At 39.1% G+C, this 11,890-nt stretch carries 8 protein-coding genes and 3 tRNA genes; 6 read left to right on the forward strand and 5 right to left on the reverse strand.

All coding sequences use genetic code 11. The features are described from left to right. Window positions 1-23 precede the first annotated feature (23 nt). From HMPREF3020_RS01510 to erpA, 4 genes are all read right to left on the reverse strand, one after another. Window positions 24-1,928: an FTR1 family protein gene (locus HMPREF3020_RS01510; RefSeq protein WP_070775333.1), complete on the reverse strand. Its 1,905-nt coding sequence runs from the start codon at window positions 1,926-1,928 to the stop codon at window positions 24-26. A gap of 219 nt (window positions 1,929-2,147) precedes the next feature. After that, window positions 2,148-4,547, reverse strand: a complete 2,400-nt coding sequence (gene mrcB, locus HMPREF3020_RS01515) for a penicillin-binding protein 1B (protein ID WP_070775334.1) — start codon at window positions 4,545-4,547, stop codon at window positions 2,148-2,150. Window positions 4,548-4,571: 24 nt separating this feature from the next. After that, window positions 4,572-4,925, reverse strand: coding sequence for a YacL family protein (locus tag HMPREF3020_RS01520; RefSeq protein ID WP_070775335.1), 354 nt, complete (start codon window positions 4,923-4,925; stop codon window positions 4,572-4,574). A 1-nt stretch (window position 4,926) separates the two neighbouring features. Then, entirely contained in the window at window positions 4,927-5,274 is a 348-nt protein-coding gene (gene erpA, locus HMPREF3020_RS01525; RefSeq protein WP_005696219.1) for an iron-sulfur cluster insertion protein ErpA, read from the reverse strand. 125 nt (window positions 5,275-5,399) lie between these two features. Between erpA and map the strand changes: the two genes are divergently transcribed. Beyond that, the gene (gene map / locus HMPREF3020_RS01530) at window positions 5,400-6,203 is read left to right on the forward strand and encodes a type I methionyl aminopeptidase (RefSeq protein ID WP_070775336.1); all 804 of its coding nucleotides are present in this window, start codon (window positions 5,400-5,402) and stop codon (window positions 6,201-6,203) included. Between the two features lie 61 nt (window positions 6,204-6,264). Continuing rightward, entirely contained in the window at window positions 6,265-8,850 is a 2,586-nt protein-coding gene (glnD, locus tag HMPREF3020_RS01535) for a bifunctional uridylyltransferase/uridylyl-removing protein GlnD (RefSeq protein WP_070775337.1), read from the forward strand. Window positions 8,851-8,896: 46 nt separating this feature from the next. Here the strand turns inward: glnD and hemL are convergent, their stop codons facing one another. Then, the gene (hemL, locus tag HMPREF3020_RS01540) at window positions 8,897-10,180 is read right to left on the reverse strand and encodes a glutamate-1-semialdehyde 2,1-aminomutase (RefSeq protein ID WP_070775338.1); all 1,284 of its coding nucleotides are present in this window, start codon (window positions 10,178-10,180) and stop codon (window positions 8,897-8,899) included. 120 nt (window positions 10,181-10,300) lie between these two features. Between hemL and wecA the strand changes: the two genes are divergently transcribed. The 4 genes from wecA (at window position 10,301) to HMPREF3020_RS01560 (ending at window position 11,853) form a co-directional block, all read left to right on the forward strand. Then, window positions 10,301-11,365 carry a UDP-N-acetylglucosamine--undecaprenyl-phosphate N-acetylglucosaminephosphotransferase gene (wecA, locus tag HMPREF3020_RS01545; RefSeq protein WP_070775339.1) on the forward strand — a complete coding sequence of 355 codons (1,065 nt, stop codon included), beginning with the start codon at window positions 10,301-10,303 and terminating at the stop codon, window positions 11,363-11,365. A gap of 203 nt (window positions 11,366-11,568) precedes the next feature. Further along, window positions 11,569-11,645, forward strand: a tRNA-Arg gene (locus HMPREF3020_RS01550). A 31-nt stretch (window positions 11,646-11,676) separates the two neighbouring features. After that, a tRNA-His gene (locus HMPREF3020_RS01555) sits at window positions 11,677-11,752 on the forward strand. Between the two features lie 24 nt (window positions 11,753-11,776). After that, window positions 11,777-11,853: transfer RNA gene (locus HMPREF3020_RS01560), tRNA-Pro, on the forward strand. Window positions 11,854-11,890 lie beyond the last annotated feature (37 nt).

Raw genomic sequence — 11,890 nt, forward strand, 5'->3', positions numbered from 1 at the left:
TTCTCCTAAAGGATTGTTGGGTATTACGCGGCTTTTTTGCTTTGATATTTCATAATGAACAGAGCAAATACGGCTGCGATGAGTAAGATTGCTTGTGGGATTAGGGTTTCCATATAAGGATAAATACCTAACCACGAAATTTCAGGCACACCGCTAATCAGCGTTGGCTCGAAAAGTTTGCCTTCAATGAGTTCTAAAACAGATTTGCCGGCGAATACAAAGGCCATTAAATACATGAAAGAACCCGTGAACATAAAGAATGGTTTAAGTGGTAATTTCACCACGGTATAACGCATCACGAAGTAGCAAATGGTGAGAATAATTGCGCCGACAATGATCCCTGCGAAAAGGTAGATAAAACTGACCGCACTTTTCGCATCACCCACGAGGGCATAGTAGAACAATACGGTTTCCGCCCCTTCACGATATACGGCTAAGAAGCTGGTAAGCCATAAGCCAATGAGTGAGCCTGTAGTGAGGGCCGTAGAGAGTTTACCTTCTAAATAACGTTTCCAGTTTTGTGCTTCGACTTTAGACAATAACCAGTAACTCATCATAAACAGCATGACTACAGCAAAAATCATCGTAAAGCCTTCGAGCAATTCGCGGTTTTGACCTGAATTTTCAAAGATAAGCTGGAAGATAAATGCGGTAATCACACTGGCAATTAATGCCACATAAACAGACTGACGGATAACCGGCAATTTATCTTGGTGGTTATTTTTAATTAAGTAAGTCACGATAGCCGCAACAATTAATAAGGCTTCCAAACCTTCACGAAGAATGATTAAAAGGCTATATAAGAACATCGACCAATCGCTTTGCTCTCCGCCCTGTAACATTTCAACGGCTTTAGTTAAATTCTGGTCTAAACCATCAGCTTGTGCTTGTAACTTATCACCTTGTTCAGCTTTCATTAAACTGACTAAACGGGTGAAGTAACCTTCAAGTTCTGCTTTAAAATTGCTATCACGAGAGCCAATTTTGTTCTCCATGCCACTGCTTTCAAACACATCAAAATAGGTGTCTTGCACAGAAAGAATCGCTTTTTTGCTCTCACCTTGTTGATAGAGCGCAATAGCTTGTTGAATACGTTGGTTGATCTCTTGTTTAATCTTATTCCAATCTTGTTCTTGTTGATTATCTGTTGCTTGCTGCGCGGCATTGGATTGAACATTTTGTTCTTCACGTGTCGTTGGCAGGTTAGGCAAGTTTTCTTCAATATCTTGTAATAATTGCGTGCTTTGATAGCCAATCTCTGTGATTTGATCGGCTTGTTCACTTAAACGGATGATGTTGTAAAATTGTTGATTGATCGCCGCTGAGATTTCTGCAGAGCGATTTTGGCGAATGGACATTTCCATTTCTGAATTTTTATAGCCGTCGTATTGCGCTTGTTGGAACAATTTTTTCGCGTTAGCGAGATCACCATTTTGATACGCTTCGAGCCCTTGAGCGAGCAAATCATCAATGGTTTTAAAACTTTGTTGCCAATAAGGGGCGATCTCTTGATTATCATAAACACCATGTTGACCATCAGCATTGAGCTGATGACCTTCAATCAATGATGGTAACACTTCTTGTAATTCTTTTTTGAGCTGATCGATTTTAGCTTGAATCTCTTGTTGTGAACTGCCTTCACCGATCATTTTACGGATCTCACCAAAAGTCGCTTCCATTTGGTAACTTTTTTGTGCGGAGAAATTGATACGAATCGGACCTTCTAGATTTTCAAACACTTCAAAATAAGCCATTTGCACTTCAGTACGCGCATCATCGGTATTACCTTGCTGGACAAGTTGAGCAGTTTTGTCTAAGCGCGACGTAATATCATTAACCCACTGTTGGTAGTTGTCTTGTGCAAAGAGTGAAGAAGAGAAGGCGAGTGAAAAAATTAAAAAGAAAAATCGAATAGAACGGAATAGCATCGTCTATTTACCTCATTACCTAAAATGAAATTAATTCCTATTTATGATTATCCTTTGATATCAGTGAAATGACAATAAATAATTTTAATTTTTGTGATGGAGATCAAAAAATTCACAAGAGTCGGAAATGTCTAGAGGGTGATTGTATGCTTAAAAGAATAAAGCGCCTTTGTTAGGCGCTTTATGGAGATATAAAAGTGCGGTCAAAAATAAGCGAGTTTATTGAGCGGGTGCTGCTTCTTCAACAGGCGCTTTATTATCTAACACATCCCATACACTTTCTTGTTTTGGTGATTCAGGTTGTTCAGGCTGTGGCGATTGCGTGGTTTGCGCAGCGGTAGCGGTCGCAGTACTCGTTGTTTGCGCAGACGCACAGAAGTTTTGATCTTTATTTGCCCAAACTGGAATTGTTCGATTACTACCACAGCTCCAACTACCGTAAGCATTGATGCCAACCCATTTAATCGTAGAAGGTTGTCCAAGTTTCAGTTTTTCAATAACCACACGGTTTAAGTAATCCTTATAGATTTGTAATGCACCTGATGCACCGGTTAATTTGGTTTCACCGTTATCATCACGACCTAACCAAATGGTGCTGACATTTTTACCATCTATACCCACAAACCAAGTATCACGGGCATCGTTGGTGGTGCCTGTTTTACCCGCAAGACGAAGATCCGCATAATCATTTTGTAAACTACGCGCAGTACCACGTTCTACGGTTTGTTGCATCGCATACAAGGTTTGATAAGCCGCTTCTCTTGGCACGACTTGATCCGGCACGGTATTGTGTTCATAAATAATATTGCCTTGGCGATCAGTAATGCTTTGTATGGTGCTTAACTCGATTTTGCCACCTTGATTTGCAATGGTTTGATAGAGTTTTGTCACATCATAAGGTGAAATACTGTAAGAACCAAGCAAGGTTGCCGGGACTTTTGGAATCGTCACATTGTCCCATCCCATGGCTTTTTGCGTATCAATCACTTTGCTTAAGCCAACTTTCATCCCAATATTTACCGTTGGAATATTCAGCGAGCGAGCAAGGGCATCCATCAACATCACTGAACCGCTGTATTTGCGATCGTAGTTACGCGGCTGCCAAGGCTGGCTACCTTTAACATAAATAGTGATTGGTTGGTTTTGAATTGGTGTATTTAAACGGAACTGTTCCGGATTCATCAGTGCGGTCAAATAAATGGATGGTTTTACCAAAGAACCAATTTGACGTTTTGACATTAAGGCACGGTTAAATCCAGCATATTCTGTTTGTAATCCACCCACAACCGCACGTATTTCACCCAAGTGATAATCCGCGACAATCATTGCGCCTTCTAAATGTGGATTTTTAGTTTGTACTTGCAATTGATTGACCGTATTCACCACGGCATTTTCAGCTTGTTCCTGTTGTTTTAAATCCATGGTGGAGAAAATGCGTGCACCAAGTAGTGCAGAGGTTTTATTTTCCCCTAATTGACGACGAAGATCCGCTTGCAATGTTTGAATGAAAGCCGGGTATTTACGTGAAATTTGACCTTTAGCTTGCACGCCTAATGGACGTTTACTCAACATCTCATACAACTCATCCCCTATCATTTGGTGATCAAGCATCAGTTTTAACACCACATTTCGGCGATCGAGCGCATATTGTGGATTTCGCCATGGATTATAAAGGGATGGGCCTTTCACCATGCCGACTAAAAGGGCAATTTGGTCAAGGCTAATTTCACGGATGGAACGACCAAAATAGAATTGGCTCGCCAATGCAAAACCGTGAATTTGGATATCACCATTTTGACCAAGGTAAATCTCGTTAAGATAGGTTTCTAAAATACGGTTTTTATCATATCGCCAATCTAATACTAATGACATCAATGCTTCATTGGCTTTACGGGTAATAGAACGTTCACTGGATAAGAATAAGTTTTTCACTAATTGCTGAGTGAGCGTACTACCGCCTTGAACCGTTTGACCTGCTCTGATATTGGCAATCATTGCACGCATAATACCGATTGGGTTGATCCCGTTATGATCGTAAAAACGGCGATCCTCTGTCAGTAATAAGGCATCAATGAGTAAGCGAGGGTAGTGCTGTAATGGAATCGCTAAACGATCTTCATTATCCGATTCCAACATGGCAATTAATTTAGGCGCAAGACGGAATTCATCAACCGCTTTGACGTTGACTAAATCTTCAATACGAGAAAGTTTGTTATCGGTAAAATGTAAACGTAATACCCGTTGTGGCTCAGGCTTATCAGGATAAGGGAATGCACGACGAAGTAACACGATAGTATCGTCTTCGAGTTTAAAATCGCCCGGTGCTGCAATCATGGTGGTTTGGCGGTATTCGTTATCCAATAAGATTTGAATCACTTCGTCAAAAGAAAGATTGTCAGACAGTTTTACACTTTCTAAACGGCTATACACTTCAGCCGGTAAACGCCAAATTTGACCATCCATTTTTGAGCGAATTTGCCAATCTAAATAGCCACCATAAAATACGGCGAGCGTCCCTAAAGTAAAGGCCGTTTTGGCTAAAAAGATTTTACAAGAACGACGTTTATTTGGCGCTTGTGTTTCTTGTTGTTCTGATGAGGTGTTTTCCGTTTCCGACATAATAGTTAGCTTCAGAGAATGAGGTTAAGCAATAAATTTAAAATAGGCATTAAGAAAGTGGATGAAGTCTGTTGTACCGCAGAAGGCAATACTTTCTTCATCATAATAATGGAAGTCGTCTTCTAAAATTTCGTCTGTTTCAATTGCAAGGTTATTGGCGCGAATCATCACTTCATCGGTATTGATAAAAAGCGTGTATTCGTAACCAATCAGCGTGACTTCATCATTATTTTTAATCTGCTCACAGGCAGAAAGTGCGGTCAAAAACGCTTGAGGATTTGACCGCACTTCTGAATTAAACCAATTGGCTAGAGCAATGTGTTCCATCGAACATTTGGCGTGCACATTGCCTAGATAATGGGTAAATTGAAAATCCATATTAGATGCTGAATGATGAACCGCAACCACAGGTGCTAGTTGCATTTGGATTGTTCACTACAAAGCGAGAACCTTCCAAGCCTTCAGTGTAATCAACCGTGCCACCAATTAAGTATTGTAAACTCATTGGGTCAATCACTAATTGCACACCGGCTTTTTCTATGGTTAGGTCACCTTCATTAACTTTATCGTCAAAGGTGAAACCGTATTGGAAACCACTGCAACCGCCACCGGTGATATAAACGCGTAATTTTAATTCGTTGTTTTCTTCTTCGCTAATTAAACTTTTTACTTTATTGGCTGCCGCATCAGTAAAAGTTAGCGGTACGGCCATATCTAAATCTGACATATCTCTATCCCCACTTTCCTAAAAATAATCCTTGTATTATCTAATAACCTGTTAATTCATTCAAGATTTTTCACGGAATTAGTGCTATTATATGCGAATAAATCTGAATTAAATAAGGAGAAATAATGGGCATTCCATTAAGAACTGAAGAAGAAATTGTTAAGTTACGTGAGGCGTGTAAATTAGCGTCTGATGTTTTGGTTATGATCGAACCTTATGTAAAAGAAGGTGTGACCACAGGTGAATTGGATCGCATTTGTCATAATTATATGGTGAATGTACAAAAAGTGATTCCTGCGTGCTTAAATTATCATGGTTTCCCAAAAGCAACCTGTATTTCTATAAATGAAGTGGTTTGCCATGGTATTCCAAGCGACGATAAAAAATTAAAACGTGGTGATATTGTTAATATTGATGTGACTGTAATAAAAGACGGTTATTTCGGTGATAACTCTAAAATGTATGTCGTGGGTGAAACCAATATTCGTAGTCAAAAATTGGTTGAAGCCGCACAAGAAGCACTTTATGTGGGATTACGTACGGTTAAGCCGGGTATTCGTTTAAACGAAATTGGTAAAGCGGTTCAAAAATATACCGAAAGCCAAGGATTTAGCGTGGTTCGTGAGTATTGTGGTCACGGCGTGGGAACTGAATTCCACTGTGAACCGCAAGTCTTACACTATTATGCGGATGACGGCGGTGTGATTTTAAAACCTGGAATGGTATTTACCATTGAGCCAATGATTAATGCGGGTAAAAAAGAAGTACGCATTATGGGCGATGGTTGGACAGTAAAAACCAAAGACCGTAGCCATTCAGCGCAATATGAGCATCAAATTGTGGTTACCGAAAACGGTTGTGAAGTGATGACAATCCGCGATGAAGAAATTGCGGAAGGTCGAATTCAACGTATGATGAATAATCTTTAAGTTCAGCTAAAAGCCTACGATAGTGGGCTTTTTTTATAATTATTTTGTTTGTGGAATACCTATGCTTTTTCCTTATCATTTCGACTCTCCACTCACGCCAAGTGCGGTCAAAATCCAGCGTGAAAATTTGAAGGAATTTGAACGTCATCACTTCGATGATTATTCTGTTTTTGAGCTGATTGCTAGCCGTACACAGTTTTGTGATGATTTGTTAAAACAGCTTTGGCAGCAATTTGAATTAGATAAAGCTCATCTCACCTTAATTGCGGTAGGTGGTTATGGCAGACAAGAAATGTTTCCTTTATCTGATTTGGATGTTCTTGTTCTTTCAAAAGAAGAAAAAGAGCCTGAAACGGAAGAAAAAATTGCTCAGTTTGTGCAGTTCTTGTGGGATTGTGGATTTGACGTAGGGCATAGTGTTCGTTCTTTAGAAGAATGTGAAAAGGAAGGTAAACAAGACATTACCATTGCTACCAATTTGCTTGAGTCTCGTTATTTATCGGGAGATGTGTCCCTTTTCAATGCCTTAGATGAAATATTGAAAAAGCCAGATTTTTGGGCGGTAAAATCATTCTTTGATGCTAAAGTACAAGAACAAATTGAACGTTATCAGCGTTATCACAACACCAGTTACAACTTAGAACCCGATTTAAAATACAGCCCCGGTGGTTTACGGGATCTTCATCTTTTATATTGGATCGCATTACGCCATACCGGAGAAATGACACTTGATGGCATTTTGGAAAGCGGCTTTATTTACCCATCAGAACATCAGCAATTATTAGAGAGCCAAGAATTTTTATTCAAAGTGCGGTTCGCTTTACACTTGATTTTAAAACGTTATGACAACCGCTTGTTGTTTGATCGTCAAATCAAAGTGAGCGAGATGCTTGGTTTTGAAGGTGAAGGAAACCGTGGTGTCGAAAAAATGATGAAACGTTTTTTCCAAGCTTTACGCACAATTTCTCGTTTGAGTGATATCCTGATTAAGCATTATAAAGCGCATTTTTTATCAACAGATGGCGAGCTCTCTATTCATCCTTTGGATGAGAATTTTGAATTAGTGAATCAAAGTTTGTGTTTACGTAAGGAAGATGTGTTTTTACGTTCACCAGATCGTATATTGGATCTTTTTTTCTATCTTACGAAGCATAAACAAGCCGAAATTCATTCATCAACATTACGCCAACTTCAGATTGCGTTGGAAAGTTTGACGCAGAAATTATGTGATATTCCTGAAGCAAGAGAAAAATTTATTCGGTTATTTAATCAACCGAAAGCGATTCAGCGCGCATTTCTCCCAATGCACCAATACGGTGTGTTAACGGCTTATTTACCACAATGGCAGGGAATTGAAGGTTTAATGCAATTTGATCTTTTCCACATTTACACCGTGGATGAGCATACCTTGCGAGTGATGTTGAAATTGGAAAGTTTCTTAGCTGAAGAGGACGCAGAATCCCATCCAATTTGTCATCAAATATTTAGTCAAATGTCTGACCGCACTTTGCTTTATGTCGCAGCACTTTTCCATGATATTGCGAAAGGTCGTGGAGGGGATCATGCAGAGTTAGGGGCTGAGGATATTATTGAATTTGCCCGTTTGCATGGTTTTGATCGTCGAGAAATTGAAACGATGGCTTGGCTAGTGAAAGAGCATTTGCTCATGTCAATTACTGCACAGCGTCGAGATATTCATGATCCTGAAGTCGTGATGAGCTTTGCGGAAAGTGTACAAAATCATGTGCGCTTAGATTATCTCACTTGTTTAACGGTCGCGGATATTTGTGCAACAAACGGTACCTTGTGGAATAGCTGGAAACGTTCTTTGTTTGCATCACTTTATGATTATACGTCGCAACAATTCCGACAAGGGATGAATTTATTATTAGATAATAAAGAAAAAATCCTTGAAAATCGCCAATTGGCACTAGCAATTTTATCTGAAGATCAACCAGAATTATCGGAAGAAAAAATCTTAGCACTATGGCAACGTTGTCCAGATGATTATTTTTTACGAAATAGCCCAAAACAAATTGCATGGCATACAGAGTTGTTAACTGAATTTGATGGTGAAGTACTGGTTAAAATTAGTAATCGTTTTTCTAGCGGTGGGACTGAAATTTTCGTTTATTGCCCTGATCAAGCTAACTTATTTAATAAAGTGGTTTCAACCATTGGTGCGAAAAAATTCAGTATTCATGATGCTCAAATTTTAACATCGGATGATGGATATGTATTCGACAGCTTTATCATCACAGAATTAAATGGTGAATTGGTTCGTTCAGAACGTCGCCGAGAATTAGAAGCAGTATTAACCTCTGTGTTATTAGGTGAAAAATTGCCATCCATGTCTTTTGCAAATAATCGACAGTTGCAACATTTCACCGTGAAAACAGATGTACGTTTTTTGAAAGAAAGTAAAAAAGAGCATACGGAGTTAGAAATCGTTGCTTTAGACAAACCCGGTTTATTGGCTCAAATCAGTCAAATTTTTACTGAGTTAAAACTTAATCTTTGTAATGCAAAAATCACGACAGTGGGAGAAAAAGCAGAAGACTTTTTTATTTTAACAAACGAGAAAGGCACAGCATTAACGGAAGAGGAAAGGGGATTATTAGAAAACGTGCTCTATGAACGTTTGTAATATGAAATAAAAAAGTGCGGTTAAATTTAACCGCACTTTTTATGTTTTAAGCAACGGCTGCAAATGCTATATCTGCGGCAGCAAGTGTTTTTTCAATGTCTTCATTTGTATGAGCTAAAGACATAAAGCCCGCTTCAAAAGCAGAAGGCGCAAGGTAAACGCCTTGATCGAGCATTTTGTGGAAGAACACTTTGAATTTTTCGGTATCACATTTCATGACTTCTGCATAAGAGGTAACTTGTTTTTGGTCAGTGAAGAAAATACCAAACATTCCGCCTACATGATTTATCACGAATGGCACATTGTGTTTTTGGGCTAATGTTTTTAAGCCATCACAAAGTTTAGTGGTTAATTCTGCAAGATGTTGTTCGTTACCAGCTTTTTTCAATTCAGTTAAACAAGCTAAACCTGCAGCCATTGCAATCGGGTTACCTGAAAGGGTACCTGCTTGATAAACAGGGCCGGTTGGTGCGAGGTGTTGCATAATCACTTTTTTACCGCCAACAGCACCCACTGGCATACCGCCGCCAATGACTTTACCTAATGTGGTGAGATCAGGTGTTACACCATAGTAAGCTTGTGCACCAGCAAGTGAAACACGGAAACCTGTCATGACTTCATCAATAATGAAAAGTGCACCATATTGGTCACAGATTTCGCGAATGCCTTGTAAGAAATCTTCTTTTGGCGGAATACAGTTCATGTTGCCTGCGACAGGTTCAATAATCACACAAGCAATATCGTTAGGAAATTCTTCAAATAATTTTTTAACAGAATCAAGATTGTTATATTCTGCAGTTAAAGTGTGTTTTGCAAAATCTTCAGGCACACCTGGCGAGCTTGGTTGACCAAGTGTTAACGCCCCCGATCCTGCCTTTACTAGAAGTGAATCAGAATGGCCGTGGTAACAACCTTCAAATTTTAAGATTTTGCTTCTATTTGTATAACCACGCGCAAGACGAATAGCTGTCATGGTTGCTTCAGTACCTGAACTCACCATACGAACCATTTCAATTGATGGCACAATTTCACAGACCAATTCTGCTAAATCAATTTCAGAGGGAGTTGGCGCACCAAAGCTTAAACCATTCTCCGCTGCTTTTAATACAGCATCTAAAATAGCAGGGTGATTGTGACCTAAAATCATTGGCCCCCAAGAACCCACATAATCGATATATTGTTTGCCTTCGGTATCGTAAATGTAAGCGCCTTTGGCTTTTTGAATAAATACGGGTGTGCCACCTACGCCTTTAAAAGCACGAACAGGGGAGTTTACACCACCAGGAATAACTTCTTGTGCACGAGAGAAAAGTGCGGTTGATTTTGTCATGATTTGAATCCTTATATTAAAAGTGGTCATATTGTACTAAAAAACTGAATTTGAGAAAAATCTTTGTGTGCTGATTTTTCTTTATGTTATCCTTTGCAAAAAAATTTTAGGATAAAAACTATGCTAAGTCTTCTCGTCACTTTTTTAGGGGCATTTTTAACCTTAATTGTCATGCGACCAATTGCCAATAAAATTGGCTTGGTTGATAAGCCGAATTATCGTAAACGTCACCAAGGTGCGATTCCGCTCATTGGCGGTGTTTCTCTTTTTATGGGAAACCTTTGCTATTATTTAATGGAGTGGGATCAACTTCGTTTACCTTATCTTTATATATTCAGTATTTTTGTTCTACTGGCAATTGGTATCTTAGATGACCGCTTTGATATTAGTCCCTTCTTGCGTGCAGGGATTCAAGCCGTGCTTGCGATTTTAATGATCGATTTAGGTAATGTTTATTTAGATCATTTAGGTCAAATCCTCGGACCATTCCAATTAACACTTGGTTCTATTGGGTTGATTATTACCGTATTTGCGACAATTGCGATTATTAATGCCTTTAATATGATTGATGGTATCGATGGATTATTGGGTGGATTATCTATTGTTTCCTTTGCTGCCATTGGTATCTTGATGTTCCGTGATGGACAGATGGATATGGCATATTGGAGTTTTGCCTTAATTGTCGCGATTTTGCCTTATCTATTATTAAATTTAGGCATTCCATTAGGACCAAAATATAAAGTGTTCATGGGGGATGCAGGAAGTACTTTAATTGGCTTTACTATTATTTGGATTTTGCTTTTAAGTACGCAAGGAAAAGGACATCCAATGAATCCAGTGACCGCACTTTGGATTATTGCTGTTCCTTTAATTGATATGGTGGCAATTATTTATCGTCGCTTACGTAAAGGAAAAAGTCCATTCAGACCAGATCGCTTACACGTGCATCATTTAATGGTTCGTGCTGGATTGACCTCTCGCCAAGCCTTTTTATTAATTACCTTCTTTGCAGCAATTTGTGCCACAATCGGGATCTTAGGCGAAGTCTTCTATATTAATGAATGGGCAATGTTTATTGCGTTTATTGTATTATTCTTCCTTTATGCTTATTCAATTACAAAAGCATGGAAAATCACCCGTTGGGTAAGAAGAATGAAACGTCGCGCACGTCGTAATAAGCAATAGTCGTAATAAGCAATAAATGAAATAAAATAAAAAGGATTGCAATTTGCTATCCTTTTTTACTATTTAGCACTAAAAATAGACGAATAAATAATAAATTCTATACAAATTGAACAAAAATTTATCTTTTGATATTTTTTTTCAAAAAAGTGCTAGACAAGGTATTGGGAAATCATTAATATACGCCCCTGCAACGACGCAGTAACGCGTTCGTAGCTCAGTTGGATAGAGCGTTGGCCTCCGGAGCCAAAGGTCGCAAGTTCGAATCTTGTCGAGCGCGCCAGAAAGTCAATGCGATGAACAACTAATCAATGGTGGCTATAGCTCAGTTGGTAGAGCCCTGGATTGTGATTCCAGTTGTCGTGGGTTCGAATCCCATTAGCCACCCCATCTTCTCTTAATTGAGAAATCTGACGGCGAGTAGCGCAGCTTGGTAGCGCAACTGGTTTGGGACCAGTGGGTCGTAGGTTCAAATCCTATCTCGCCGACCAATTTATTTTTTTGCTCTTTAACAATATATCAGACAAT

It is taken from the genome of Haemophilus sp. HMSC068C11 (assembly GCF_001815355.1).
Lineage (GTDB): Bacteria > Pseudomonadota > Gammaproteobacteria > Enterobacterales > Pasteurellaceae > Haemophilus_D.